General features: G+C 34.5%; 27 protein-coding genes. 22 read left to right on the forward strand and 5 right to left on the reverse strand.

Going from position 1 to position 26,187, the window contains the following annotated elements; genetic code table 11:
* The first annotated feature begins 19 nt into the window (after positions 1 to 19).
* From tilS to CLV73_RS11080, 8 genes are all read left to right on the forward strand, one after another.
* Entirely contained in the window at positions 20 to 1,348 is a 1,329-nt protein-coding gene (gene tilS / locus CLV73_RS11045) for a tRNA lysidine(34) synthetase TilS (protein ID WP_394336977.1), read from the forward strand.
* Between the two features lies 1 nt (position 1,349).
* Positions 1,350 to 3,419: a protein-disulfide reductase DsbD family protein gene (locus CLV73_RS11050; protein ID WP_100377048.1), complete on the forward strand. Its 2,070-nt coding sequence runs from the start codon at positions 1,350 to 1,352 to the stop codon at positions 3,417 to 3,419.
* Between the two features lie 130 nt (positions 3,420 to 3,549).
* Positions 3,550 to 5,127: a T9SS type A sorting domain-containing protein gene (locus tag CLV73_RS11055; protein WP_100376855.1), complete on the forward strand. Its 1,578-nt coding sequence runs from the start codon at positions 3,550 to 3,552 to the stop codon at positions 5,125 to 5,127.
* A gap of 191 nt (positions 5,128 to 5,318) precedes the next feature.
* Positions 5,319 to 5,849 (forward strand): biopolymer transporter ExbD, encoded by a 531-nt coding sequence (locus tag CLV73_RS11060; RefSeq protein ID WP_100376856.1) that lies wholly within the window; start codon positions 5,319 to 5,321, stop codon positions 5,847 to 5,849.
* Between the two features lie 62 nt (positions 5,850 to 5,911).
* Positions 5,912 to 6,421: a hypothetical protein gene (locus tag CLV73_RS11065; RefSeq protein WP_100376857.1), complete on the forward strand. Its 510-nt coding sequence runs from the start codon at positions 5,912 to 5,914 to the stop codon at positions 6,419 to 6,421.
* 9 nt (positions 6,422 to 6,430) lie between these two features.
* Positions 6,431 to 7,213 carry an alpha/beta fold hydrolase gene (locus CLV73_RS11070; RefSeq protein WP_100376858.1) on the forward strand — a complete coding sequence of 261 codons (783 nt, stop codon included), beginning with the start codon at positions 6,431 to 6,433 and terminating at the stop codon, positions 7,211 to 7,213.
* Between the two features lie 9 nt (positions 7,214 to 7,222).
* Positions 7,223 to 8,041, forward strand: a complete 819-nt coding sequence (locus CLV73_RS11075) for a hypothetical protein (RefSeq protein WP_100376859.1) — start codon at positions 7,223 to 7,225, stop codon at positions 8,039 to 8,041.
* A 39-nt stretch (positions 8,042 to 8,080) separates the two neighbouring features.
* Positions 8,081 to 8,884: a patatin-like phospholipase family protein gene (locus CLV73_RS11080; protein WP_100376860.1), complete on the forward strand. Its 804-nt coding sequence runs from the start codon at positions 8,081 to 8,083 to the stop codon at positions 8,882 to 8,884.
* Here the strand turns inward: CLV73_RS11080 and CLV73_RS11085 are convergent.
* Entirely contained in the window at positions 8,879 to 9,883 is a 1,005-nt protein-coding gene (locus CLV73_RS11085; protein ID WP_100376861.1) for a DHH family phosphoesterase, read from the reverse strand. The genes CLV73_RS11080 and CLV73_RS11085 overlap by 6 nt on opposite strands.
* Positions 9,884 to 10,111: 228 nt before the next feature.
* On the opposite strand from CLV73_RS11085, the gene rpmH reads away from it, so the two are divergent.
* Both rpmH and CLV73_RS11095 read left to right on the forward strand, forming a co-directional pair.
* Positions 10,112 to 10,270 (forward strand): 50S ribosomal protein L34, encoded by a 159-nt coding sequence (gene rpmH / locus CLV73_RS11090; protein WP_007843334.1) that lies wholly within the window; start codon positions 10,112 to 10,114, stop codon positions 10,268 to 10,270.
* A gap of 151 nt (positions 10,271 to 10,421) precedes the next feature.
* Positions 10,422 to 11,132 carry a cell division ATP-binding protein FtsE gene (locus CLV73_RS11095; RefSeq protein WP_100376862.1) on the forward strand — a complete coding sequence of 237 codons (711 nt, stop codon included), beginning with the start codon at positions 10,422 to 10,424 and terminating at the stop codon, positions 11,130 to 11,132.
* Here CLV73_RS11095 and CLV73_RS11100 read toward each other — a convergent pair whose 3' ends face one another.
* The 3 genes from CLV73_RS11100 to CLV73_RS11110 are packed head-to-tail and all read right to left on the reverse strand — an operon-like array spanning position 11,133 to position 13,871.
* Positions 11,133 to 11,831, reverse strand: coding sequence for a tRNA1(Val) (adenine(37)-N6)-methyltransferase (locus CLV73_RS11100; protein ID WP_100376863.1), 699 nt, complete (start codon positions 11,829 to 11,831; stop codon positions 11,133 to 11,135).
* The gene (locus CLV73_RS11105) at positions 11,831 to 13,285 is read right to left on the reverse strand and encodes a sensor histidine kinase (protein WP_100376864.1); all 1,455 of its coding nucleotides are present in this window, start codon (positions 13,283 to 13,285) and stop codon (positions 11,831 to 11,833) included. Before CLV73_RS11105 ends, CLV73_RS11100 begins: the two co-directional genes overlap by 1 nt.
* Complete coding sequence (locus CLV73_RS11110) at positions 13,275 to 13,871, reverse strand: riboflavin synthase (protein WP_100377049.1); 597 nt, start codon at positions 13,869 to 13,871, stop codon at positions 13,275 to 13,277. Before CLV73_RS11110 ends, CLV73_RS11105 begins: the two co-directional genes overlap by 11 nt.
* A 49-nt stretch (positions 13,872 to 13,920) precedes the next feature.
* On the opposite strand from CLV73_RS11110, the gene pdxA reads away from it, so the two are divergent.
* From pdxA to CLV73_RS11170, 12 genes are all read left to right on the forward strand, one after another.
* Positions 13,921 to 15,012: a 4-hydroxythreonine-4-phosphate dehydrogenase PdxA gene (gene pdxA / locus CLV73_RS11115; RefSeq protein ID WP_100376865.1), complete on the forward strand. Its 1,092-nt coding sequence runs from the start codon at positions 13,921 to 13,923 to the stop codon at positions 15,010 to 15,012.
* A gap of 84 nt (positions 15,013 to 15,096) precedes the next feature.
* A complete protein-coding gene (locus CLV73_RS11120; RefSeq protein WP_100376866.1) occupies positions 15,097 to 15,618 on the forward strand; it encodes a YceD family protein in 522 nt (173 codons plus the stop codon).
* A gap of 59 nt (positions 15,619 to 15,677) precedes the next feature.
* Positions 15,678 to 15,881 carry a 50S ribosomal protein L32 gene (rpmF, locus tag CLV73_RS11125; protein ID WP_007843326.1) on the forward strand — a complete coding sequence of 68 codons (204 nt, stop codon included), beginning with the start codon at positions 15,678 to 15,680 and terminating at the stop codon, positions 15,879 to 15,881.
* A 127-nt stretch (positions 15,882 to 16,008) separates the two neighbouring features.
* The gene (accB, locus tag CLV73_RS11130; RefSeq protein ID WP_100376867.1) at positions 16,009 to 16,494 is read left to right on the forward strand and encodes an acetyl-CoA carboxylase biotin carboxyl carrier protein; all 486 of its coding nucleotides are present in this window, start codon (positions 16,009 to 16,011) and stop codon (positions 16,492 to 16,494) included.
* A 93-nt stretch (positions 16,495 to 16,587) separates the two neighbouring features.
* Positions 16,588 to 17,943 carry an acetyl-CoA carboxylase biotin carboxylase subunit gene (gene accC / locus CLV73_RS11135; protein ID WP_100376868.1) on the forward strand — a complete coding sequence of 452 codons (1,356 nt, stop codon included), beginning with the start codon at positions 16,588 to 16,590 and terminating at the stop codon, positions 17,941 to 17,943.
* 149 nt (positions 17,944 to 18,092) lie between these two features.
* Complete coding sequence (locus CLV73_RS11140; RefSeq protein ID WP_228424317.1) at positions 18,093 to 18,668, forward strand: Crp/Fnr family transcriptional regulator; 576 nt, start codon at positions 18,093 to 18,095, stop codon at positions 18,666 to 18,668.
* Positions 18,669 to 18,743: 75 nt separating this feature from the next.
* Positions 18,744 to 19,868, forward strand: coding sequence for an FAD-dependent monooxygenase (locus CLV73_RS11145; protein ID WP_100376870.1), 1,125 nt, complete (start codon positions 18,744 to 18,746; stop codon positions 19,866 to 19,868).
* Positions 19,869 to 20,135: 267 nt separating this feature from the next.
* A complete protein-coding gene (locus tag CLV73_RS11150) occupies positions 20,136 to 21,140 on the forward strand; it encodes an MAC/perforin domain-containing protein (protein WP_100376871.1) in 1,005 nt (334 codons plus the stop codon).
* Between the two features lie 230 nt (positions 21,141 to 21,370).
* Positions 21,371 to 22,618 carry an ornithine--oxo-acid transaminase gene (gene rocD, locus CLV73_RS11155; RefSeq protein ID WP_100376872.1) on the forward strand — a complete coding sequence of 416 codons (1,248 nt, stop codon included), beginning with the start codon at positions 21,371 to 21,373 and terminating at the stop codon, positions 22,616 to 22,618.
* Positions 22,619 to 22,754: 136 nt separating this feature from the next.
* Positions 22,755 to 23,513: a glycosyltransferase family 2 protein gene (locus tag CLV73_RS11160; protein WP_100376873.1), complete on the forward strand. Its 759-nt coding sequence runs from the start codon at positions 22,755 to 22,757 to the stop codon at positions 23,511 to 23,513.
* A gap of 67 nt (positions 23,514 to 23,580) precedes the next feature.
* The gene (locus CLV73_RS11165) at positions 23,581 to 24,345 is read left to right on the forward strand and encodes a glycosyltransferase family 2 protein (RefSeq protein WP_100376874.1); all 765 of its coding nucleotides are present in this window, start codon (positions 23,581 to 23,583) and stop codon (positions 24,343 to 24,345) included.
* Complete coding sequence (locus CLV73_RS11170) at positions 24,339 to 25,082, forward strand: polysaccharide deacetylase family protein (protein WP_100376875.1); 744 nt, start codon at positions 24,339 to 24,341, stop codon at positions 25,080 to 25,082. Before CLV73_RS11165 ends, CLV73_RS11170 begins: the two co-directional genes overlap by 7 nt.
* Here the strand turns inward: CLV73_RS11170 and CLV73_RS11175 are convergent.
* On the reverse strand, positions 25,079 to 26,158 hold the full coding sequence (locus CLV73_RS11175) for a glycosyltransferase family 4 protein (protein ID WP_100376876.1): 1,080 nt from the start codon (positions 26,156 to 26,158) through the stop codon (positions 25,079 to 25,081). The genes CLV73_RS11170 and CLV73_RS11175 overlap by 4 nt on opposite strands.
* Positions 26,159 to 26,187 lie beyond the last annotated feature (29 nt).

Genomic DNA, 26,187 nt, shown 5'->3' on the forward strand with positions numbered 1-26,187 from the left:
AAAGAAATTCCCTATCTAAATTTTGAAAAAACCGGACTTAAAAAAAGAATTAGAAAATCTTGTTAATCTACCCCAAAATCACACTTATCTTCTGGCAGTGAGCGGAGGTGTTGACTCTATGGTTTTAGCACACCTGTTCAATCAGTTGCGAGATTCAGGTTTTGAGTTCCAGATTGCTCATATCAACTATCATCTCCGGGGCGAAGACTCTAATCTTGACCAGAAAGTCGTTTCTGACTTTTGCCAAAAGAACCTCATTAAATTTCATGTATATGACGTTTCAGAGAAAGATCAAAAACCGCAAAATTCTATTCAGCTCTGGGCCAGAGAATTGAGATATAGCTTCTTTAAAAAGATTCAAGAGAAGGAAAATTTGGATTTTCTGGTTACTGCCCATCACCTGAATGATCAGTTGGAAACGTTTATTATTAATCTTTCCAAAGCAGCAGGAATTAACGGACTGAGCGGAATTCCTTCGAACGAAAATAATATTCTCCGGCCTCTTTTACATTTCACAAAAGAAGAGATCTATGAATTTGCAAAAGAGAATAATATTGAGTACCGCGAAGATCTTTCTAATAAAAAAAGTGACTATTTAAGAAATAAAATCCGCCTGGAAATCACGCCTAAATTACTAGAGACCAACGATCATTTTTTAGAGAACTTCAAAAAAAGTATTACTTATTTAAATCAGACAAAAGATTTTGTCCAGGAACAGATTAAAACAATAGAAGAAAGCCTGACAATATTTAACAATAGCTATAAAATTATATCAAAAGACAGACTCAGTCTGCAAAGTGATTTTGTAAAGTTTGAGATTTTAAAAAAATATGGTTTTGATTCAGAAGAAATACCTAAAATTTTTACCGCTGAAAACGGAAGTTCTTTTTTTTCAAAAAACTATCAATTGATTGTTACCCGTGATGAATTGATCTTAAAACAAAAAACAGAAGGCCAAAATGCTCCATTGGATGAAGAAATTCTCCTGATAGAAAAATTTGACTTTTCCCAAAACCAAATGATCATTAATCTCGAAGATGTTATTGAAGAGATTGAAGAAATCAATAAAAACATCGAATGGGAATTTGATGCTGAAAAACTACACTTCCCATTGCGATTGCGAAGACAAAAAGATGGTGACGAGTTTTATCCTGCCGGATTTTTGGGGAAAAAGAAAGTTTCTAAGTTTTTTAGGGACGAAAAATTATCTATTTTAGCGAGGCAAAAAATTTGGGTTCTTGTAGATGGAGAAAATTCTATCCTTGGAATTATCCCCTTGAGACAAGACCGACGAAATGCAAAGGATGAGAATACCCATAAAATTCTCAAAATTATTAATGAAAAGTAAGATGAAATTTAGAAACTGGTTTTTATTAGTTCTGTTATTTTTAGCAACAGGAATTAATGCACAAATCAAAAATCCTGTAAAGTTTAAGTTTACCATCAACGATCTGGGAAACAACCAATACGAAGCCGTTTTGAATGCCACCATGGAAAGCGGATGGCATATTTATTCCAAAGATATCCCGGAAGACACCGGAATTCCAACGGAATACAAAGTTTCCGGAAAAAACATTGAACTGATTGGAAAATTTACCGAAGTCGGAAAAAAACATGAAGAATTTTCGGAAGCTTTCGGAGGGACTATTATTTTTTATTCCAATACTGCAGGCTTCAAACAAAAATTTAAATTAAAAGACGGAACAAAGCCGGGCGATGTGGTTGCAGAAATCACTTATCAAACCTGCGACGACAGAGTTTGTCTGGCTCCGAATACATTAGAATTCAATAAACAGGTGACTCCAACAGGAGCAACTGAAGAAGCTGCCACCGAAGAAAAAACTGAGCCAGCAAAGGATTCTGTAAAAACGGTTGAAACAGTCGTAGAAAAACCTGCTAAAGGAGAAGTTACCATAGCAGAAACCTCAAAACTGGATCCAAAACAGTTAAAAATAGAATCGATTGATTTTGAAAAACCTTTGACTGATTGCGGAACGGGTTCTACAAAAATTGAAGAAAATTATTGGACGTACTTATTCTTAGGTTTCATCGGAGGACTAATTGCGTTGTTAACACCATGTGTTTTCCCAATGATCCCATTAACCGTTTCTTTCTTTACGAAAGGCAGCAAAAACAAAGCAAAAGGAAAAAGAGACGCGTTGATCTATGGATTTTTCATTCTTTTAATCTTTGTATTATTAAGTGTTCCATTCCATATTATTGACGGAATTGCAGGAAATATCTTCAATGAAATTTCTACAAGTGTTTGGCTGAATATTGCATTCTTTATCATATTCATTTTCTTCGCAGGAAGTTTCTTCGGATATTACGATATTACATTACCAAGTTCAATTGCCAACAAATCTTCAAAAGCTGAAGAAGCAGGAGGAATTATCGGAATCTTCTTTATGGCTTTAACATTGGTTATTGTTTCTTTCTCTTGTACGGGTCCAATTTTAGGAAGCTTATTAGGAAGCGCAGTAACAGGTTCTGCAAACGTTCCGATGTTATTGACATTTGCTCTGGCAGGTTTCGGTTTAGCTTGGGCAATCATTTTCGGATTATTAGCCTTATTTCCTCAGGCATTACAAAGTCTTCCAAAATCAGGAGGCTGGATGAATACGGTGAAAGTAGTATTGGGGTTTGTAGAACTGGCTTTGGCATTGAAATTCTTATCAAAAGCTGATTTGGTTTCTAAAACTTTCTTACTAAAAAGAGAACTTTTCATTGCGATCTGGATTGTTATTGCTCTAGGATTAGCATTATATCTATTCGGATTAATCAGATTTCCGCATGATGATAAAAAACCTAAAATTTCTATCACCAGAAAAATTCTTGGAGCTTTAGGATTCGGATTTGTAATCTATTTAGTTCAGGGATTAATTCCTTCGGAACGCCCGAAACTGCAATTATTAAGTGGAATTCTACCTCCATTGAATATTAGTTATTTCCATGACGAAAAAGACGGAATTTTGGGAATGCATCCTGAACATGACTTCTTCAAAGCAGTAGAAATAGCAAAAAAAGAAGACAAACCTATCTTAATTGATTTTACCGGCTATGGCTGTGAAAACTGTAGAAAAATGGAGGAATTCGTGTGGAGCGAAGCAGATATTTTACCGATTCTTCAGAACGATGTTGTTTTAGCCTCTCTATATGTTGATGATAAAGAAGAGCTTCCGGAGGACCAGAAAACAAAAATTGATCTCGGAGACGGGCAGGTAAAAAAGGTAAAAACGATCGGTGACAGATGGAGCTTGTTCCAACAAGTAAACTTTAATAACAATTCTCAGCCCCACTATGTTCTAGTGACTCCGGACGGAAAAGTAATCAATACTCCGGTCTCAGGATATATGCCAAAAGAAGATTTTAAAAAGTTCTTGGAATGTGGAGTCAATTATTATAAAAAGAATAAATAAAAAATTCAAAATATTATAGAAACTCATGTCGAAAGGCATGAGTTTTTTTGTCGTCTCCGATCCTCTCTTTTTATATTCTCAAATTAATTTTATCTATATTTGAATAATCAACAACACGATACACAATATTATGAAATATAAATTTATTTTCTTATCCATTCTTATCCATTATGGAATTACCACATATTCCCAATCTTCCATTCCGGGTATTGAGTGGCAGAAATCTTTTGGAGGATCTGCTTCCGAAATTGCGAAATCTATTGTACAAACTCCGGATGGAGGATACATCACTACAGGATTTTCAAAATCTTCCGACGGAAACGCAACCATAAACCATGGAGATAATGATTTCTGGGTAGTGAAAATGAGTGCTACAGGAACTCTTGAGTGGCAAAAAGCTCTTGGCGGTTCTGGTGATGATCAGGCAAACTCAATCTGCACCACCTCAGATGGAGGATATGTTATCGCAGGATATACCACCTCATCCAATGGTGACATCACCTTGAATCAAGGATATGCAGATTACTGGATTATAAAACTGAATGCACTTGGAAATATAGAATGGCAGAAAACCTATGGAGGTCAAAATCAAGACATGGCAACCTCCGTAAAGCAAACTACTGATGGCGGATATATTGTAGGGGGACATTCAAGTTCAAACAGCGGAAACGTCACTGGAAATCATGGCTCATATACATACGATTATTGGGTCATAAAATTAGACTCTTTAGGAAATCTACAATGGCAAAAAGCTCTTGGCGGATCTGGTGAAGAATTTGCTTATGATATTAAGCAAACTACTGACGGAGGATATATTATTGCTGGAGAAACCAGCTCTCAAAGCAGCGGAGATATTTCTGGCACTTATTTAGGGGTAAAAGATTCCTGGATAGTAAAGCTGGGAACTACAGGTAGTATTATTTGGGAAAAACGTTTCGGAGGTATAGGAACCGATATTACCTATTCCGTAGCACAAACTTCAGATGGAGGCTATATAGCATCCGGTACAACGACTTCAAATATCGGAAACAGTACTTACAACGGACAAGGAGATTTTTGGATCATAAAACTCGACACAGCAGGAAATCTGCAGTGGCAAAATGCGATGGGCAGCCTTAGCTATGACCAAGCGTATTCTGTAACCCAAACTCCGGACGGAAATTTTGTCGCAGCAGGATACATTTCTTCGAATACCGGAATTGTTGAACCCGGACTCCCAACGGGTACAAACTTTTGGATTGTAAAACTAGACAATACAGGAAATCTGTTATGGAACAAAGTCTTAGGCGGAGACGGACATGAGACAGCATGGAGCATTATTTCAACTACAGATGGAGGTTTAGCCGCCGCAGGAAATTCAAGTACGAACCCAGACACCGGAGATGTTACCGGAAATCACGGCCAATCGGATTTTTGGATTGTAAAACTAAGCGGATCTAAAGAATCATTAGGAATCACCGAGAGTAACACACCAGAAAAGCCACAAATATATCCCAATCCCGCAAAAGATATTGTACACATCAACCATCTTCCAAAAGAAAGCACGGTGACTATTTTTGACGCTGCAGGAAGAAAAATTTTCAGTAAAAAATATTCTGAGCCAAACATTTCCATTAATACCTCCGCATTTGCAAACGGAATGTACATTCTTCAGATTGACGGTGCAGAAAAAAATATTGTTTCTGAAAAACTAATCATCAAGAAATAACCCACTCTTAAAATATTATAAAACCTTATGAAAACAAAATTATCATAAGGTTTTTTCATTTCAAAATTCAATAAAATTAAAATTTAGCAATCAATTCCATAAATTAGGTATAAACTTTGTATAGGTTCAAAAAGAAAGATACGAAAGTGTCATTTTTTTATCAACATCGTTTAACTATTAAAAAAATTATTATGGCTGAAGTAATTGCACAAGAGAAATCAGGAGGAAGCAAGCAAAGAAAAAAACTGATCAGAGTTGACATGACTCCTATGGTGGATTTAGGATTTTTATTGATCACCTTTTTTATGTTTACCACCAATTTTACAAAACCTAACGTGATGGATTTAGGATTGCCTGCAAAAGATCACAAACCAAATCCAAAAATCGATGATATAGTAATTGATCAAAAAAATCAGATTACTTTCATTTTAGGAAAAGACAATCGAGTTTTTTATCATCAAAATACAGCTGAAGATTTAAATTCAAATAATTTAAAGGAAACTAATTTTAGCGGAATCAACATTTCTAAAGTTATTTCAGAAGCCTATAATCGCGCACCTTCAAAAGAAAAATTTACAATTATTGTAAAACCCACAGATGATGCAAACTATAAAAATTTTGTAGACGTTCTTGACAATATCGCCATCTCCAACAAAGAACAATACGGAATCACCGATATTAAACCTTGGGAAAAGAAAGTTTACGAAGAATTAACAAAATAAAATAAGAAGGGCATTTTTACAATGCTCTTTTTTTTGTTTACATTTGAGTATAATTTTATTTAATGAAAAATTTTTTAGTCGCAATCATTGTCTCTGCTTTACTTATTTCATGTTCTAAAAAAGAAGTCACCCCCTCTTCAGTTCAAACAGACAGCACAAAAATCATTGATTCAATCAATGCTGTGCGAACAAAAATAAATGACAGCATCCGAAGTAAGAATTCATTTAAAGATTTCAGCGGAGATCATAAATTCACGCATAATTTAATTAAAAACGCAGGAACTATTCATTTTAAGAAAATTGATGGCGAAAGCGATCATTATACAGTTTCAGGCTTTATAAAATCTGGGAAAAATTCAGTCGATATAAAAGGCTTTATGGCCGTTGTTTCCAATAAACATATGAACTTCACCGGAGAAATCACCCAAAGCATTTCTGAAAATGATAACGGGAAACCTTACACCAGAAAAGGGACAAAAACTTTTGCCTCTAAAGATGGCGGAAAAACTTATCGACTTCAGGACATGGTAAATGGTTCGGGATTTGTAGACTATATAGACATTCATTTTTAATTTTTGAATATGCTTAATTTTGAAAGAAAAGGAAACGGAAAAGAAACATTAGTCCTACTCCACGGATTTATGGAAAACATTTCAATATGGCATGAAATGGAATCTCATCTTTCTGAACATTTCTCATTATTAAAAATAGACCTTCCGGGACATGGCCAATCAGAAATTATAGCTGAAGTTCAAACCATGGAAATCATGGCTGAAGAAGTAAAAAAAGTACTGGATAAACTCAGCTTAACTAAAGTTCATTTACTCGGTCATTCAATGGGAGGCTATACTTCCCTGGCTTTTGCAGAAAAATATCCCGAATTCCTTATAAGCTTAACTTTATTTTTCTCGACATACTTTCCTGATGATGCAGAAAAAAAAGAACAACGCATAAAAAGCTACAGAATTATCAAGGATGCTTTTCCTCATTATGCCAGAGCCGGTGTACCCAATCTTTTTAATCCGAATGAAAGAGACATTCTGGAGGGGAAAATAGAAACGGCTTTAGAAATTGCTCTTTCCACAAATAATCTTGGAGCTCTAGCTTCGGTAAAAGGAATGGTAGAAAGAACCGATAAAAAACACGTTTTGGAAAGTCTGGATGCAAAAATTCTGGTGATAGCAGGAAAACATGACAATGCCGTAAAAACAGAAATCATGATTAAAAATCTTCCCGACAGAACCAATATCAAATCTTACGTTCTGGATTGCGGACATAACGGACATTGGGAAAAGCCAAGTATTTGTGCTGAAATCATCAATACCGAACTTCTTCACCACCTTCCAAAACATTTGATCCTTTAAAAAATTTTTATGAGAATTTGGATTTCATCACTACTGCTTCTTGCAGTAATCAGCTGTAAAAAAGAAGCTGAAACTTCTAAAAATACAACTTCAAAAGACTCTGTTTCTATGACAGAAACTCAAAAGGACAGCCTTAAAGCTGGCCAGAACAAACAAATTTTTAATTTCGTAACAGAACTTTGTGACAACAAAGGTCAGTATGATGCCAATAAATATTCTAGGGAAGAAATTGAAGGCACATACAAACTTTGGTTTGAATACAGCAGTTTATTATTGAGTAAGCCATCCGTTTTTAAGCCTGAAACATTACAGGAAGTAAGAAGAGATAAAGATAAAATTTTAGCAAAACTGGATAAAGATTTTGCAGAAAAGAAAAAAGCACTTGAGAATTTAAAAGTGGTTAACGATCCCTATTGGCAGAATATTAAATCACAAAAAATCCAGGAACTCATTCAGGAATATGAATTTGATAAAACTGAAATTACAGCATTTTCCGATCCATCAATATTACTGAACAGCAAATTTTCCAAAAATTGCGAAAACTTTGTAAGAGCGCTTAATTCTGATGAAGATGTAATGATTGATGAATGGAGAAAACTGAGACTGCAGATGAGCAAAAAGAATGGCAGTCCTGAAAAAATTATGGATGAGTTTGAAAACAACCTGCATGCTCAAAACAGAAATGAGTATGCCATTGTAGATCTTATTACTTTTGGCTGGGGAAATTGTGCCAATAATAATATCAAAAGAATAGAGCATGATGAAAAAATGGCGAAGGCATTCAACTCTTTATTCATCAAGATTGAGCAACAATGTGACGAGCCTTAAAAAGCATAAATAAAATTACTAAAATTTAATCCCAGATCAATGAACTTCTTTTCTTCTTCCAAAAAGAATCCCATAATCGGACTTACTCTTTCCGGAGGCGGAATGCGTGGAATTGCCCACATTGCCGTTTTAAAAGCATTGGAGGAATTTGATCTGAAACCCCAGATTATTTCGGGGACAAGCGCAGGATCCATTATTGGAGCATTTTATTCTTTAGGAAAGACTCCGGATGAAATGATGGAAATTGTAAGACAGACCACGTTTTTTTCGCGATCCTATTTAAGGCTTTCAAAAAATGGAATTTTCAGTTCCAAGTTTATTGTAAAACTCCTGGTCGATTATTTTCCCGAAAATGATTTTAAAGTCTTAAAAATTCCATTATACGTTGCCGCAACAGAAATGACCCACGGAATTGTCGATTTTTTTTCAGAAGGCGAGCTTTTTGGTCCGTTATTAGCCTCATCAAGTGTTCCTTTCGTACTTCCTCCTGTTAGAATAGGAGAGAAAATATATGTAGATGGCGGCGTATTAGACAATCTTCCTATAGAGCCTATTATGGATAAATGTGATTTTCTGATTGCATCCCACGTCAATTCATTAAGCTATGATCCGCTTCCCAATATGAGCTTACTGAAAGAGTTTGACCGTATTTTACACTTAGCGATCGCAAAATCAGTGTATTCCAAGGCGGATTTTTGTGATATATTCTTAGATCCTCCCAAGATGACCAAATTCAGCCTTTTCAATAAAAAAAACCTGGATGAAATGTTTCAGGAAGTTTATGACTACACCTGTAAAGAATTGGAGGAAAAAGGATATAAAAAAATACAGCCTTCTTTATAGCTGTTCTTCTGCTACCCTATTCTTAAAAGTTTCAAGAGTATCCATAAGAGATTCTAAAGATTTTCCTCCGGCTGCGTTAATGTGCCCTCCTCCATTGAAATATTTTCTTGAGAACTGGTTGACATCCACATCATCTTTACTTCTAAAAGATATTTTAATAAAATCATCATACAGATCTTCCATAAAGAAAGCCGACATTCTTACTCCGACAATACTTAAACCGTAATTTACAAAACCTTCTGTATCTCCTTTCTGGAAACCGTATTCCTGCAGTTCTTTTCTTGTAAGATATAAAACAGCCACTTTACCATCATTCACCACTTCAATTCTTCCCAGAATAAGAGCTAGTAAATGTAGCCTTGAAACAGTATTTGTATCCCATGTATTGGACGTAATAACCGAAGGATCTGCACCTTTTTCGATAAGATTTGCCACAATTCTATGAGTAGTTGCACTTGTGGAACGAAAACGGAAACCTCCCGTATCGGTCATAATCCCGGTATAAAGACATTCTGCCATATCTTTATTAACCAGATTTTCATCATCCATTGCTTCAATAAAATGATACACCATCTGACAGGTCGCAGGAATGATCGTATCTGAATATACAAAATCAAACTGCTCCGGTTGCTGGTGATGGTCTATAAGGATTTTTTTTGCTTTGGATTTTACCAGCCATTCTCCCAAAATTCCGATTCTTGACGGAGAATTGAAATCCAGACAGAAAATAACATCGGCTTCATTAATTATATCAAAAGCTAATTTTCTTTTATATTCAGCAATAATATTTTTTTTAGCTTCAGGCATCCATTTCAAAAACTTCGGAAAATCATTAGGAACAACAACTTCAGCCTGTAAACCTTTTGCCTGCAAATAATGCTTTAATCCCAAACTTGATCCAATAGCATCACCATCAGGATTATAATGAGTAATGATAACGATTTTGTTTTGTGGAATAAGTAATGATTTGATTTCTAGGATTTCTGCAGGTGTAAACATCTATGCTTCTTTAATTTTGAGTTTCCAAAGATAGAGCTTTTTAACTCAATCATTAGTATTATTTTTAAATGTTACGGATTTCAGCCACAGCAGGACTTTTATAAATATAGTACTAAAAACCTTCAAAATAATTTCAAAAAAAAGAGTCTAAAGTTTGTATCTTATAAAAAAATCTATATCTTTGCAACCTGAAAAATTAATAGATAATTACGATTTAAACATATAGTAATGAGTAAAAGAACATTCCAGCCATCAGAAAGAAAGAGAAGAAACAAACACGGTTTCAGAGAAAGAATGTCTACGCCAAATGGAAGAAGAGTTTTGGCTGCAAGAAGAGCTAAAGGCAGAAAGAGTTTAACTGTAAGTGCATCTCGCGCTAAGAGATAATTCTTTAATTATCATATACAAATCATGCTTGAAAATAATCTTTTCAGGCATTTTTTGTTGTTAAATTTTACTAAAATTCAAGGTTCTTAAGTTTCTTTTTTCTATTTTTAAAAATTGAAAAATTTATAAGAATAGATCATAAAACAGCATTATGCCACATACAAATATATCCGGAGATAATATCATAAGTTTGCAGCACGCAAAGATTGCCCAAAAAAACTTTACGGTTCTTTCTGATGTTAATCTTAACATCAAAAAAGGCAGATTTTGTTATCTTATTGGGAAAACGGGTTCCGGAAAAAGCTCATTACTAAAAACTTTATATGGACACATTCCATTAGCTGCAGGACACGGAGCAGTAGTTGGTTTTGATCTTGCCAAATTAAAGATGTCTGAAATTCCTAACCTGAGAAGAAAATTAGGAATCGTTTTTCAGGATTTCCAATTATTATCCGACAGGACAGTAGAGAAGAACTTAATATTCGTTCTTGAAGCAACAGGCTGGAGCGACAAAACAAAAATGCAAGACCGCATTAATGAAGTTCTGGGAAGTGTAAACATGAAAAGTAAAAAGCACAAAATGCCTCATGAACTTTCTGGTGGAGAACAACAACGTGTGGCCATAGCAAGAGCTTTATTAAACCACCCTGATCTGATTTTAGCCGATGAACCTACAGGAAACCTTGATCCTGAAACCTCAAACGAAATCATGACCTTATTGAAGCAGGTTGCACTGGAAAACGGAGCTGCAGTAGTAATGGCAACCCATGATTACCATATGATCCAAAATTTCCCGGGTGAAGCAATCAGATGTGAAGACGGAAGAGTTTCCGTATTGGATACTTCAGAATTGTTCGAGTAATTATTTTTCACGAAAAATATGAAAGTCTTTGGTGAGTTCAAGATATTGGTCCGAGTATTTTCTCGGACTTTTTTCTATCACAAATTCTAGTACTGCAGGATCTTTTTCAACAGAAGAAAACTCAAGAACCAGTCTTTTCACCGGAGAAGTTTCAATTCCTTTAATATTTATTCGTTTGATTAAGAATAATCGATTTTCTTTTGCTATCTCAATAAAATCAACTCCCGCTTCCACCGGAATAATCACAGAAATAATCCCATTTTCAGAAAGCAATTCTGCAGCTTTTGAAATAAGCTGCCTAAAATTCAGCTCAACAGTTTGCCTGGCAATTTTATCTTTTTCGGAATCAGACGCTTCAAAATATGGTGGATTTGAGACAATAAGATCAAATTTATCTCCGGTTTGGAAACTTTTAAAATCCTGCAGAATATTATTTAACCTAAGCTTAAAAGGCGAATTTTCAAAGTTAGTTTTCGTAAGCTCTACAGCCTCCTTATTAATATCGATCCCTAAAAATTCCGCTTTAGAAAATCTTTGAGCCAGCATTAAAGAAATTAATCCTGTTCCCGTTCCAACTTCCAATACTTTAGAAGCTTTATTTGCATCAGCTAAAGCTCCAAGCAAAACACCGTCAGTCCCTACGCGGAAAACATTTTGTGACTGCCGGATTTCGAACTGTTTAAACTTAAAGGGTTTCACTATAAATTCGTTGGTAATGTAATAATGAATGTAGAGCCTTTTCCTACTTCCGACTTTACAACAATTTCCCCTTTGTAATCCTCAATCATTTTTCTTACCATTGATAATCCAAGTCCCATCCCGCTGCTTTTGGACGTAAAATTAGGTTCAAAAATTCTTTCATACATATTTTCGGGAATTCCAACTCCGTTATCCTGAACTGAGATCATCACCCGTCTTTGATGCTGTTCAACATCAACATTAATAATCAGCTTTCTGTCATCACTTTGTGCCTGCTTAGCATTGGTAACAAGATTGGTAATAATCCTCGAAAGATAAATCCTGTCCATACTGATCATGATATTATTTTTATTCGTGTGCATAAAAATACTGTCATCATTAAATACTCTAAGAATGTCTTCAACTTCTTTATTAAGATTAATAACCTCATTATTTTTTTCCGGAAGCTTGGCAAACTCAGAAAATGCAGAGGCAACAGTAGCAATGAGATCAATCTGATCCACTACAGTTTTACTCATCTGTTTAACTCTTTCCCTGATGTTAGGATCTTCCGGGTCAAATTTTCTTTCAAAATTCTGAATGGTTAATTTCATTGGAGTTAATGGATTTTTCACTTCATGAGCAACCTGTTTTGCCATTTCCCTCCAGGCTTCTTCCGATGCTTTAAACCGTAACCTTTCCTTCTGATCCTGAATCTGAAGAATCATTCTGTTATAAGCTCTTGCCAATGCATTCAACTCGTCATTTTTATAATATCTGATGGGCTGCATTTCATTTTCAAACAATGTGATCCGGGTAATCATATCGGAAAACTTCGTAATATTTTTTGCCAAACTATTCGAAGTCACCCAGCTTATCCAAATACTGAAAAGAATCAGAAATATATCTACGAGCAAAATATATTTAATATATTCATGAAGCACTTCAAAATCAGCTGATTCATTATGATACAAAGGAATATATACAATTCCGATAGGTTCAAGTTCATTATTCTTCAACAATAAATAGGAAGAAGTAAGTGCAGCATCAACTGAAGGATCGTAGCTTTTAATATCAACTCTGGCATCAGTAGCTAAAATCTTATTTACAATATGTAATGGTATTTTTTTTTGCTCAACAAGACTTACATCTTTATTTGAAATCAAATAATTACCTTTTAAATCATAAATAATAATATCATGCTGATTAATATCTGCAATTTCAAAAATCTTATTTTCCAGAACAGTCGGAAGATCTGCCGTTTCAATACGCGCCCTGCTCACAGCATAATCCAAATACCTCATTACGGCATTTGTTTTGTCCTGCATGTCGATACGGCTTTGTTGCAAAGAATTATCCCTCAGCACAAAATAAGGCACCAAGGACGAAGCAACAACACTTAAAAGACACACCAGCAAGAATCCGAAAAAAACACGGTTTCTCAGGCTATATCCTCTATATTTATTAGACGCCATGCTGTTTGTTTATTAACCTGGCAATATATTTACCTATAATATCGAATTCCAAATTAACTTTATCTCCTGATTTCAGGTACTGCATATTCGTAAACTCCCAGGTAAACGGGATAATAGCGACAGAAAACTGTTTCTCTTCACTCTTAGCAACCGTTAAACTGATTCCATTTACTGTAATAGAACCTTGAGGAACCGTTACAAAACTTCCGTTATCTTCATATTTAATGGTGATAAAATAACTTCCGTCCTTATTTTCGATGCTTACAACCTCACCTGTTTTATCTACATGCCCCTGTACAATGTGGCCATCCAGTCTTCCGTCCATTTTCATGCAACGTTCAAGGTTTACCACAGTTCCCACTTCCCATTTTCCAAGATTGGTTTTCTCCAATGTTTCGTTGATGGCAGTCACTACATATTGATCTCCGTCAATTTTAACAACCGTTAAACAACACCCATTATGAGCAAGACTCTGATCTATTTTTAATTCGTTCGTAAAAGGACAGCTAAGTGTAAAATCTATATTAGTTCCGTTTTCTTCAATTTTCTCAATAACACCTACTGCTTCAATTATTCCTGTGAACATATTATTTTTTGCTAAATTTGTAAAATTATAATCTTCAAAGATAATCAAAATGAGCCCAAAAAACCATAAAGTACGAGTAGGAATTTCAATTGGCGATTTCAACGGCATCGGTCCGGAAATCATCATGAAGTCTATGAAAGACAAAACCATTACAGATTTTTTCACTCCTGTAATTTTTGGTTCGGGAAAATTGTTTACCTATCAGAAAAATATTTTTAAATTAAATTTAAATTTCAACTACATCAATGAGGCTTCCCAAGCACACGGTGGGAAACTGAATATGGTAAACCTTGTGAAAGACAATGTGAATGTAGAACTGGGAACTCCTACCGAAGAATCCACAAAAATGGCGATCGATTCTTTGGAAGCCGCTACGGAAGCTTTGATAAAAGGAGATATTGATGTTTTGGTCACTGCTCCTATCAACAAAGACGAAATGGTAAAAATGGGATTCAGACACGCTGGTCACACCGGCTATTTTGAAGAAAAATTTAACAAAAAAGGACTGATGTTTTTGGTTACAGAAGACTTAAAAGTAGCGGTTTCAACTCATCACATTCCAATTTCACAGGTCGCTGAAAATATTTCTAAAGAAAAAATAAAAAAACAGATCAAAGCTTTACATCAGACTTTAATTGAAGATTTTAATATTGCAAAGCCAAAGATTGCCGTTTTGGGATTAAATCCTCACGCAGGTGACGGTGGTGTAATAGGAAACGAAGAAATTGAAATTATTTCTCCAGCCATCAAAGAACTTTCAGACCACGGAATTTTAGCTTTTGGACCATTTCCTGCCGATAGTTTTTTCCAGCCTGGTAAATATAAAAGCTTTGATGCTGTTTTAGCAATGTATCATGATCAAGGTCTGGCTCCTTTTAAAACATTGGCCTATGAAGAAGGGGTAAATTATACCGCCGGACTTCCATTCATCAGAACATCTCCGGATCATGGAGTAGCTTATGACATTGCCGGAAAAAATATCGCGGATGAACAAAGCTTTACTGAAGCTATTTTCACCGCTATTAAAATTTTTAAAAACAGAAGCGAATACAACGAACTTATGGCCAACCGTCTTCAACCAAGAAAAATGGCTATAGACAACGGAATCGACGAAGACCTTCCGGAAGATACAGAAGGATAAATCTTTGAAACAAATTTTAAATTAATTTGTTAGAAAAATTATTTGTTATTATAAAAAAATTGCATATTTTTGCACACTCATTTTATGGACAAGTTAAGAAACTACGACGTAAGCTTTTCCGGCTTAAAAACTGGCAAGCACGAGTTCAAGTTTGAGATAGATAAAGAGTTCTTTCAATTATTTGATACTGAACAGGATTTTACAAATCCTAAAATTACAGTAGATGTTTTATTAGACAAACACTCTACTTTTTTAGAATTTGAGATTAAAGTAAGCGGGATGGTAGAATTGGTTTGTGATATCACCAACGAAAATTTTGATCATCCCATTGAAAATCAAATTAAGGTCTTGGTGAAGTTTGGAGAAGAATATGATGACAGCGAAGAAGATGTTATCACAATTCCGACAAGTGATCATGCATTTAATATTGCACAACTGATCTACGAAAATGTAGCGCTTTCAATTCCAATGAAAAAGCTATCTCCTAATGTAACCGAAGAAGATCTGGCAATTTTAGACAAGTTCAGTCCAAAAGATGTTGAAGAGGAAGAACATGAAAGCGATCCCAGATGGGACGCATTAAAAAATTTAAAGAATAAAAATTAAATAGTTTAATGATGGGATGATGAATCTCATCGCTCATCAATTAAAAAAGTTATTACAAAATGGCACATCCAAAGAGAAGACAGTCGTCTACAAGAAGAGATAAGAGAAGAACTCACTACAAAGCTGTAGTTCCTCAATTAGCAAAAGATGCAACAACAGGAGAGCTTCACCTATACCACAGAGCTCACTGGCATGAAGGAAAATTATACTACAGAGGAAAAGTAGTATTGGAAAAAGAAGTAGCAACTACTGAAGAAAACTAAGAGTCGATTTTCACCGAAAAACACTCGTTTTAATACAAAAACCGCCCAATTTTGATAAAATTGGGCGGTTTTTTGTTGTTTTTTACGTTTTTTTGGTATCTTTGGCTCAAAATCAAATATCAAATTTATGGACATTAAAGACATACAAAATCTTATCAAGTTTGTATCTAAGGCTGAGGTTTCTGAAGTGAAGTACAAAACTAAAGATTTCGAAATCACTATTAAAACTCCATTAGCTGGAAGCGAAGTTGCTTATGCACAGCCTGCAGTTTACCATACTGCACCTCAACAAGTAGCTGCTGCTCCTGTACAAGCTGCAACCCCTGCTGCTGCACCTGCTGAAAAAGCAGAAGCTGCATCAGACGACAGCAAATATGTAACCATCAAGTCTCCAATGATCGGAACTTTCTACAGAAAGCCATCTCCTGACAAAGACGTTTTCGTAAATGTTGGTGATGAAGTTTCTAACGGAAAAGTAGTTTGCGTAATTGAAGCAATGAAGTTATTCAACCAGATCGAGTCTGAGGTAAGCGGAAAAATCGTTAAGATTTTAGTGGATGATGCTACTCCTGTGGAATATGACCAACCTTTATTCTTAGTAGATCCATCTTAAGGAATTTTAGATTAAAGATTATAAATTTTAGATGAATCTTTTTCATTTAAAATAATTTAAAATTCAAAATTTATAATTTAAAATTTCGGAGAGATGTTCAAAAAAATATTAATTGCCAATCGTGGCGAAATTGCAATGCGTATTTTACGTACTTGTAAAGAAATGGGGATCAAAACCGTTGCGGTTTATTCAACTGCAGATAAAGACAGTCTTCACGTAAGATTTGCGGATGAAGCAGTTTGTATCGGTCCTGCAATGAGTAAAGACTCATATTTGAAAATCCCTAACATTATTGCTGCCGCAGAAATTACCAACGCAGACGCTATTCATCCAGGTTACGGATTTTTATCTGAAAATGCTAACTTCTCAAGAATCTGCCAGAAAAATGGCATCAAATTCATTGGTGCTTCTCCTGAACAGATTGAAAAAATGGGAGATAAAGCCAATGCTAAGGCTACGATGAAAGCTGCAGGGGTACCATGTGTACCTGGTTCTGATGGCCTGATCGAATCTTATGAAATCGCTGCTAAAACTGCTGAAGAAATCGGTTATCCGGTAATGATCAAAGCAACTGCAGGTGGTGGTGGAAAAGGGATGAGAGCCGTTTGGAAAGCTGAAGATCTTAAAGATCATTGGGAATCTGCCATTCAGGAAGCTGTTGCTGCATTCGGAAACGGAGGTATGTACATGGAAAAACTGATTGAAGAGCCTAGACATATTGAAATTCAGGTTGCGGGTGACCAATATGGTAAAGCCTGTCACCTTTCAGAAAGAGACTGCTCAGTTCAGAGAAGAAATCAGAAATTGACGGAAGAAACACCTTCTCCTTTCATGACTGATGAACTTCGTGAAAAAATGGGTGATGCTGCTGTAAAAGCTGCAGAATTCATTGGATATGAAGGAGTAGGAACTATTGAATTCTTGGTTGACAAACACAGAAATTTCTATTTCATGGAAATGAACACAAGAATCCAGGTAGAACATCCTATTACTGAACAGGTTATCGATTATGATCTAATCAGAGAACAAATTCTTTTAGCTGCAGGAACTCCAATTTCAGGAATTAATTATTATCCAAAATTACATTCCATTGAATGTAGAATTAATGCTGAAGATCCTTACGCAGATTTCAGACCGTCTCCGGGAAAAATCACAGGATTAAATATTCCTGGAGGACATGGGGTAAGAGTTGACACTCATGTTTATTCCGGATATACAATCCCTTCTAACTATGACTCAATGATTGCAAAATTGATCACGACAGCTCAGACCCGTGAAGAAGCCATTGCAAAAATGAGAAGAGCTTTGGAAGAATTTTATATTGAAGGAGTAAAAACTACCATTCCTTTCCACAGACAATTGATGGATAATGAAGATTATCTTGCAGGAAATTATACTACGAAATTCATGGAGGATTTTGTAATGGATAGAAAGTATGAAAATCACTAAATAATTATCATTCATATAAAAAGAAGGCGTCTAAAAAGGCGCCTTCTTTAGTTTTTATGCTATGTCCAATTTTAATAAGGCAGTAAAAGTTATTTTTGTAGTTATAAAAAATAAAATTTGTTGTAGTATCAATCAAAATTAACATACAAATGATGACATCAACAATAAAAGAGAAACTAGCAGAAACACTTCAAATTTCAACAGAACGCGCAGCGGAATTTCTGGAAATTGGCTACATCGTAAATTATGATAAAAGCAAAATGATAGAACCTAGAAATGGAGTTTTTGATTGTTTAGGATTCATTTTGAATGGCGCTGTCCGGATTTATTACATCAATGAAAAAGGCGAAGATATCAGCTATCTTTTGCAAGTGAATAATGATGTTATTGGTGATTATGCAAGCTATATTACTGGAAAGAAATCAATGGCTGTTATACAAACTCTCTTAAAAACAGAAGTTTTATATTTTGATAAAAAAGATATTGAAACTTTAGTCCGTAAAGATATTTTTTGGCTTGGAATAGCAAAGCACATATCCGATTTGGCTTTTTTGGATGCAAAACAAAGGTTGGACGAGTTGTTTTTCTATACACCCGAAGAACGCTATCTCAACCTCTTGAAAAAGTCCCCCGAAATTCTAAACAAAATTCCGCAGAAATATATTTCTTCTTATTTAGGAATTACGCCGCAATCGCTGAGTAGAATTCGAAAAAGAATTTACTAATTCCGAAATTAACTTAAGTGAACGTTTTTGGCTTTTATGACCTTTAATTTTGCCTCATAATATAAATGTAATCCAATGAAAATAGCAATTATCGGTGGCGGAATTGGCGGTTTGACAACAGCTTTAGCCTTACAAAGAAGTAACCTGGACGTTACTATTTATGAAAGTGCACCCGAAATAAAACCTGTCGGTGCCGGAATTATCATGGCCAATAATGCAATGCAGGTTTTTGACAAACTTGGCATCCGGCAGAAAATCGAACAGGCAGGTCACAAAATTTCAACTATTAAAATTACTGATCCACAGCTCAAAACCTTATCGGAGGTTCAACTGAATAAATTCGAGCGTAAATATGGGGTGCATAATATCGCCATTCACCGTGGCGATCTGCAAATGATTTTAGCTGAGAAAATTGGTTTTGAAAATATTAAACTTTCAAAACGCTTATCCAAAATCGAACCAGAAAACTGCGGCTACCGACTCAATTTTGAAGACGGAACTATTGTCAATGCAGAAGCTGTTATTGGTGCAGATGGAATTAAATCGGTAGTGCGGCATCAAATTCTAAACATTGGAAAGCTAAGATCTAGCCAACAAAAATGCTGGCGTGGTGTGAGCGAATTCGATTGGACAACGAAATACAACCATCAAGCCTATGAAGCCTGGGGAAAAGGAAAACGTTTTGGTTTTGTGAGAATTAATGACAAAAAGGTTTATTGGTACGCTGTGGTTAACGAGAACCTGGTTAAAAATCCGAACAAGCTTGAAGAGCTTTTTACTGAATTTAATCCAGAAGTTGCAAGAATGATTTCCGAAACGCCTAAAGAAACAATATTTGTCAGTGACATTATCGATTTGGAACCAATTTTTCAATGGCAAAAAGATCGTGTTTGTTTGATTGGTGATGCAGCACATGCAACAACCCCTAATATGGGACAAGGTGCCTGTCAGGCAATTGAAGATGCCTATCTTCTAGGAAAGCTTTTTAGTGAAGGAAAAAGCGTGAATGAAGTTTTTACACATTACGAAAAGCTACGCATGGAGAAAGCGCATTACATCGTTAACACAAGTTCAACCATTGGTAAAGTTTCTCATTATGAAAACAGCCTGGCAATTTGGCTTCGTAATACGCTACTAAAGGCAACGCCCAGCTCCATCAACGAAACGCAACTGGAAAAAGTGTTTGATATTTCGTACTAGAAGAATTTATAATTTAATGATCTATATTAAAGGGGTAAAAACTACCATTCCTTTCCATAGACAACTCATGGACAATGAAGATTATTTGCAGGAAACTATACAACAAATTCATGGAAAATTTTGTAATGGATAGAAAATATGAAAATCACTAAGATTTTTAATTAATCATAAGCCATCTCTGTTGAGGCGGTTTTTTATGACTTTTATCATCCTTAAAAATATCACCATTTAATGATTTAATACTATTTTTAATTAAAATTTTAAATAATGAAAAAGTTATTCTTTTTGTCTTATTGTTTCATGTTTTTGGCTTTAGCAATATCGTGTTCAACAACAGATGATGATATTGTTAATCAAGAAAATACTGAAAACTGGGAACACATTAAACTTCCAAACACAGAATCTTCTAAAACACTTGGAGTATATAATGCATTAGGATATGGATACAATGTATTGGGAGAATATGCAAGTGAGAATTCAGTAGCATCACCTATCATTGATATCGAAAAATTTAAAACTGAAGAAAGTCCGCGTCTTTCTGAGGAAAATATACTTTCTCAAGAATATAAAGAAGTTTACGGAGAAGATGCAGCTGCCTTTTCAAAAATAATTTCAGGAAGAGTTTCAGCGACCGAAAAACTAAAAGTGTTTGGTGGAACAATACCTTTTTCCTCTGCAGTTTTAAGCAACAAAAAATATGACCCAGTCTATATCTATGGAAGTTATAATTTAATTATAAAACAAAAAAGGTTTAGAATTAATGCTACTCCGGAACTTTTGAGTAATTATCTAACGGCAAGCTTTATTAAAGACATTGAAGAAAAAACTCCAGAGCAAATTGTTAAAGATTACGGAACTCATGTGGCGGTTGACGTATATATCGGATCAGCATTAAACATGATTTTTCAGGCCAAAACAACAAACCCTAATCGTGAAAGTGCTGCAAGAGCAGGTGTAAAAAAAGCTATTAACGGGAGCAATGAAATTGATGCTATAGAAGCTTCAAAAAATTACGCAAAAAAATTATTTTACAAAACGAGAGGTGGAGATAAGTCTTTAGCTATGGCGGGAATTTATAACCTTGATAAAATTACTCCTACAATTGACTATTCCAATTGGCAAAATACTGCTACAAAAGAAAATTCAGTGTTGGTAGATTTTGGTAATAACGGGCTGATATTTATATATGATTTAGTAAAAAATCCGGTAAAGAAAGCTGAGTTAAAATCTTACGTAGATCAATATCTTACAGATAATCAAGTAGCCTTTTAATTTTAATTTATACTTATCAAAAAATCCGCCTTTAAGATGGCGGATTTTTTTACGTTTTTACTACAGGAGTAAAAAAGATATAAAAACCAAAACTCAATTATTCTTCAACAAATATTTTCCTGCATTCGTAAATAAATCTTAATACTTATACTGGATCTTGTTTCATTTCAAAATTATTTTACTAAAGTCAGATAATTTATAATATTTAACTTTGTCAAAAACCAAAATATATGTCAACAACAGCAGTAAAAAATTCACAGTATTTCATTGACCTTGAAAACCAATATGGAGCCCATAACTACCACCCGCTTCCCGTTGTTTTAGATAAAGGAGAAGGTGTTTTTGTTTGGGATGTGGAAGGCAAAAAATATTATGATTTTCTTTCAGCATACTCTGCTGTGAACCAAGGACATTCTCACCCTAAAATCGTAAATGCTTTGGTAGAACAGGCTCAGAAATTAGCCCTAACTTCTAGAGCGTTTTACAATTCGAAGCTGGGGGAATATGAAAAAAAGATCACTACTCTATTTGGTTTTGATAAGGTTTTACCTATGAACTCCGGAGCTGAAGCGGTAGAAACTGCTGTAAAATTAGCAAGAAAATGGAGCTACGAGGTAAAAGGTATTTCAGAAAATGCTGCAAAAATAATCGTTTGTGAAAATAACTTTCATGGAAGAACAACAACCATTGTCTCTTTCTCGAACGATCCGGATGCAAATCAAAATTATGGTCCTTTTACTCCCGGATTTATTAAAATCCCGTACAATGATATTACTGCTTTGGAAGAAGTTTTAAGTAAAGAATCTGAAAATATTGCAGCATTTCTGGTGGAGCCTATTCAAGGTGAAGCAGGAGTCTATGTTCCTCATGATGGGTTCCTGAAAAATGCATCTGAATTATGTAAAAAACACAACGTGCTCTTCATTGCTGATGAAGTTCAGACAGGAATTGCAAGGACCGGAAAATTAATCGCTTGTCATCATGAAAATGTACAGCCAGATATTTTAATTCTCGGAAAAGCACTTTCCGGCGGGATGTACCCGGTTTCGGCAGTTTTAGCAGACAATGAAATCATGAACGTCATTAAACCCGGACAACACGGTTCTACATTCGGAGGAAATCCTATTGCATGTGCTGTTGCTGTTGCAGCTTTAGACGTTGTTGAGGAAGAAAAGTTATCTGAAAGAGCAGAAAATCTGGGCCAAATATTCAGAGCAGAAATCGAAAAGCTGATTACAAAAACAGATTTGATTACCAAAGTAAGAGGAAAAGGCCTATTAAACGCTATTTTAATCAATGACACTCCGGATAGCTCAACAGCATGGAACATTTGTGTACAATTAAAAGAAAACGGGTTATTGGCTAAACCAACCCATGGAAATATCATCAGATTAGCACCACCTTTGGTTATTACAGAAGAACAATTATTGGAATGTGTAAAGATTATTGAAAAAACAGTGTTGGAATTCCAAAAATGAAACAAATAAAAGAAGATTTCTTAAAAAAATAGCACTCATTATCAGAGTGTTATTTTTTTATTGCTAAAATCATACAAACGATTGATTAACTTTTTACAACTTTTATTATCTAATACATACTAATTAGTTGTTGAAAATGAAGAACCTGAAGATAAGTGCACTTCTTATAACCTATAATGAGGAAAAAAATATAGAAGAAGCCTTAAGATCCGTAGATTTTGCAGATGAAATCATTGTTTTAGACTCCTACAGTACAGATAAAACAATCGATATTATTAAAAGTAAATTTCCTGAAGTAAAGCTTTATCAAAATAAATTTGAAGACTTTACCAAACAAAGAAATTTATGTCTTTCCTACGCTAATTTTGAATGGATCTTATTTCTGGATGCAGATGAAAGAGTAACTCCAGCTCTTAAGGCGGAAATTCTACAGGAAATACAAAATCCTAAAGCAAAAGACGCTTATTATTTTAAAAGAAAATTCTTTTTCATGGGTGAGCCTGTACATTATTCTGGGACACAAAATGATAAAAATATTCGTCTCTTTAAAAAAACAGTAGGCAACTATGATGAAAACAAAAGAGTACACGAAGGGCTTCAAAATCTAAACAATCCGGGAACCCTTAAAAATTACCTTTTACATTTTTCTTTTGATTCTTATCAAGCTTATTACCATAAGGTGATACATTATGCACAACTAAAAGCAAAAGACCTGCGTGAGAAAAATGTGTCTTATATGTTTATAAAGCAAATCACAAAAAGTATTTTCAACTTTTTTAAGATGTACATTTTAAAGCTGGGAATATTAGATGGCAGAAAGGGAATCATCCTCTCCTATCTAAGTGCATTAAGCTCTTTTAAAACTTATGAATATTTAAAAGAAGAATATATATAAGTCTTACATTTATAAAATTTCCGGATCTCAAAATAAACTGTATTTTTGTATTAAACATCAATACAGTATGAAGCTATCCGTAGCATTTATTACATTCAATGAGGATCGGATTATTGAAAAGAACCTCATCTCAATTCATGATCTTGCTGACGAGATTATTGTCGTTGACAGTTTTTCGACAGACCATACTGTAGAGATCTGTGAAAAGTTTTCAAAAGTAAAATTTGTACAGAAAAAATTCGAAGGATTTGGCAAACAAAAAAACTACGCGATAAGTCTTTGTAGCGGAGACTGGATCCTTTTTTTAGATGCCGATGAAATTCCGGATCAGCAGGCGCAACAATCGATAAAAAAAATTGTGGGAGCTGAAACTTCACCATTCAATGTTTATGAATTTGCTTTTAATAATATTTTCCTGGGAAAAGCCTTAAAATATGGAGGTTGGGGAAATACAAAAAGGGAAAGACTCTTTAAAAGAAATTTTGGAAAATATTCTGAAGATATCGTTCACGAATGTTTTATCACTTCAGAAAAAAAAGGCAAAATAGAGGGTAAAATAAACCACTATACTTACAAGGATATTTATCACCACATCGAAAAATCCAACAAATACACTTCGATGATGGCTGAAAAAATGTATGCAAATGGGAAAAGGTCAAATGCACTTAAAATCATTTTCAAACCGATATATCAATTTATCAAGTCTTACATTATCCGGTTAGGTTTTTTAGATGGCCTGGTTGGGTATTATGCAGCAGCAACCGCAGCTTTTTATACTTTCTTAAAATATAAAAAACTACACGAAATTTCTAAATTCGGTAAAGCATGCTGATAAACGCAGTTAAGGGATTATTCGGTTTGTCAAAAAGAAAAACCGTTCGTATTCTGATGTATCATCAGGTATTGCCAAAGGAACTGGCTCCCAAAGATAACCTCATTGTAACCACAGAAAATCTGGAAGAACAGCTTATTTATATAAAAAATAACTTCAATACGCTATTTTTCAGGGATCTTTATAATGAAAGTAATACTCCGAACAAAATCATTCTGACATTTGATGATGGGTATTACAACAATCTTGAATATTTACTTCCTCTGCTGGTAAAATATCAGTTGAAAGCTACCATTTTTATTCCTACGGAATACATTCAAAATGCAATACATTCTGATGAAAGGAATTTCATGAATTTTGATGAAATCAGGAATTTAAATCCTGAACTTATAGAAATCGCTCTTCATAGCCATACCCATCGAAATTATTCTGAAATGCCTGTTGAAGAAGCCAGAGAAGACCTCAAAAAAAACATAGAGCTTCTAAAAGAAAATTCTATCCAGTTCTCTAATGTCTTAGCATATCCCTATGGAAAATTCCCGAAGGAGAAGAATAAAAAAAGAACCTTCTTTAAAATGCTTGAAGAATCGGGAATTACTGCTGCCTTAAGAATCGGAAACGAAATAGAGTCATATCCATGGAAAAATAAGTTTGAAATCAAACGTATCGATATCAAATATGGTGACAGCATCACTACATTTAAATGGAAGCTTAAGTTAGGAAAACTAAAATTTTAGGTCAATAATTCTTTGTAAATATTCTCATACGATTCAGCCATTTTAAGATAGCTGAATTCTAAAGCTCTGTCTCTTAGTTTGGTTTGAAACGCAACTTTATCTTCATTGAATTTTGAAATTCCATCAAGGTAGACATTGTTCATATTTTCCGCAGTAAAATCTTCAAAATAAAAAGCTAAATCGCCTCCAATCTCAGGAAGGCTTGTATACTTACTAAGGAAAACAGGTTTTCCAAAATACATAGCTTCAACAGGAGGAATTCCAAAACCTTCGGCCAATGAGGGGTGACAATAGGATTCGCAATGCTGAAGTAGAAAATATTTCTCTTCATTCTCTACATTTTCTAAAATATGTACCCGTTCAGTAAGTCCCAGTATTTTAATTTTTTCAAGAAATCTTTCTTTGTACTCCGATTTTGCAGAGCTTGTGATCAGAACCAGATGTCTATCGTTTTTAGAAATTAAATCCAATAACACATTTTGATTTTTTTTGGGAAAAAGAACTCCAATATTCAGTATAAACTTCTCATTAATAAAAGAATAGTTTCTTGTGGGTAAAAAGTTTTCTTTTTCCGGAAACATTAGGCCATTATAAACCACCTCTATTTTTACATTGTCTCTCAGTTGGAATAAATGCTTATTCTTTATAAAATCATCTTTTACAAATTCTGAAATACAAACGATAGCATTAGCATTACCAATATTCTTTTGTACGAGGCGCCTGCTTTTTTCTATTTTTCTTTGAGAACTTTTGTCGTGAAGAAAATTAAGATCATGCAATGTCACTACTTTTTTCTGATCTTTTTTAATTTGATGAAAATATTCAGAAAGCTGATGCGTTGTATGAATAAGGGCATAAGATACGATGGATACAGGAATTTTCTTTTGCCAAAATTTCCAGTTTATAATAGTGAATCTGGATTTTGTAGTTGGGATATTCGCTTTTGGCCCGTAAAATGTATAGTTAAACGCAGGTATTTTTTGATCCAATCCTTTTATCAGTGATAAACAAACGTTTGCGATTCCAGATTTTGGATATTTTAATCGTTCAACATCTATCAGAACATTTTTTTTCATTGAGAAAGCAGGGTTTGGCTCAAAAGTAT

Source organism: Chryseobacterium geocarposphaerae, from assembly GCF_002797535.1.
Lineage (GTDB): Bacteria > Bacteroidota > Bacteroidia > Flavobacteriales > Weeksellaceae > Chryseobacterium > Chryseobacterium geocarposphaerae.

Bases quoted from the DNA above. Each gene is read 5' to 3' on its own strand.
- CLV73_RS11150 (WP_100376871.1), top strand. From the start codon at position 20,136: ATGAAAAAGTTATTCTTTTTGTCTTATTGTTTCATGTTTTTGGCTTTA.
- pdxA (WP_100376865.1), top strand. From the start codon at position 13,921: ATGAGCCCAAAAAACCATAAAGTACGAGTAGGAATTTCAATTGGCGAT.
- CLV73_RS11055 (WP_100376855.1), top strand. From the start codon at position 3,550: ATGAAATATAAATTTATTTTCTTATCCATTCTTATCCATTATGGAATT.
- rpmH (WP_007843334.1), top strand. From the start codon at position 10,112: ATGAGTAAAAGAACATTCCAGCCATCAGAAAGAAAGAGAAGAAACAAA.
- CLV73_RS11110 (WP_100377049.1), bottom strand. From the start codon at position 13,871: ATGTTCACAGGAATAATTGAAGCAGTAGGTGTTATTGAGAAAATTGAA.
- rocD (WP_100376872.1), top strand. From the start codon at position 21,371: ATGTCAACAACAGCAGTAAAAAATTCACAGTATTTCATTGACCTTGAA.
- rpmF (WP_007843326.1), top strand. From the start codon at position 15,678: ATGGCACATCCAAAGAGAAGACAGTCGTCTACAAGAAGAGATAAGAGA.
- CLV73_RS11105 (WP_100376864.1), bottom strand. From the start codon at position 13,285: ATGGCGTCTAATAAATATAGAGGATATAGCCTGAGAAACCGTGTTTTT.
- CLV73_RS11160 (WP_100376873.1), top strand. From the start codon at position 22,755: ATGAAGAACCTGAAGATAAGTGCACTTCTTATAACCTATAATGAGGAA.
- CLV73_RS11080 (WP_100376860.1), top strand. From the start codon at position 8,081: ATGAACTTCTTTTCTTCTTCCAAAAAGAATCCCATAATCGGACTTACT.
- CLV73_RS11140 (WP_228424317.1), top strand. From the start codon at position 18,093: ATGATGACATCAACAATAAAAGAGAAACTAGCAGAAACACTTCAAATT.
- CLV73_RS11165 (WP_100376874.1), top strand. From the start codon at position 23,581: ATGAAGCTATCCGTAGCATTTATTACATTCAATGAGGATCGGATTATT.
- CLV73_RS11170 (WP_100376875.1), top strand. From the start codon at position 24,339: ATGCTGATAAACGCAGTTAAGGGATTATTCGGTTTGTCAAAAAGAAAA.
- CLV73_RS11075 (WP_100376859.1), top strand. From the start codon at position 7,223: ATGAGAATTTGGATTTCATCACTACTGCTTCTTGCAGTAATCAGCTGT.
- CLV73_RS11060 (WP_100376856.1), top strand. From the start codon at position 5,319: ATGGCTGAAGTAATTGCACAAGAGAAATCAGGAGGAAGCAAGCAAAGA.
- CLV73_RS11175 (WP_100376876.1), bottom strand. From the start codon at position 26,158: ATGAAAAAAAATGTTCTGATAGATGTTGAACGATTAAAATATCCAAAA.
- accB (WP_100376867.1), top strand. From the start codon at position 16,009: ATGGACATTAAAGACATACAAAATCTTATCAAGTTTGTATCTAAGGCT.
- accC (WP_100376868.1), top strand. From the start codon at position 16,588: ATGTTCAAAAAAATATTAATTGCCAATCGTGGCGAAATTGCAATGCGT.
- CLV73_RS11085 (WP_100376861.1), bottom strand. From the start codon at position 9,883: ATGTTTACACCTGCAGAAATCCTAGAAATCAAATCATTACTTATTCCA.
- CLV73_RS11065 (WP_100376857.1), top strand. From the start codon at position 5,912: ATGAAAAATTTTTTAGTCGCAATCATTGTCTCTGCTTTACTTATTTCA.
- CLV73_RS11120 (WP_100376866.1), top strand. From the start codon at position 15,097: ATGGACAAGTTAAGAAACTACGACGTAAGCTTTTCCGGCTTAAAAACT.
- CLV73_RS11070 (WP_100376858.1), top strand. From the start codon at position 6,431: ATGCTTAATTTTGAAAGAAAAGGAAACGGAAAAGAAACATTAGTCCTA.
- CLV73_RS11095 (WP_100376862.1), top strand. From the start codon at position 10,422: ATGCCACATACAAATATATCCGGAGATAATATCATAAGTTTGCAGCAC.
- CLV73_RS11050 (WP_100377048.1), top strand. From the start codon at position 1,350: ATGAAATTTAGAAACTGGTTTTTATTAGTTCTGTTATTTTTAGCAACA.
- CLV73_RS11145 (WP_100376870.1), top strand. From the start codon at position 18,744: ATGAAAATAGCAATTATCGGTGGCGGAATTGGCGGTTTGACAACAGCT.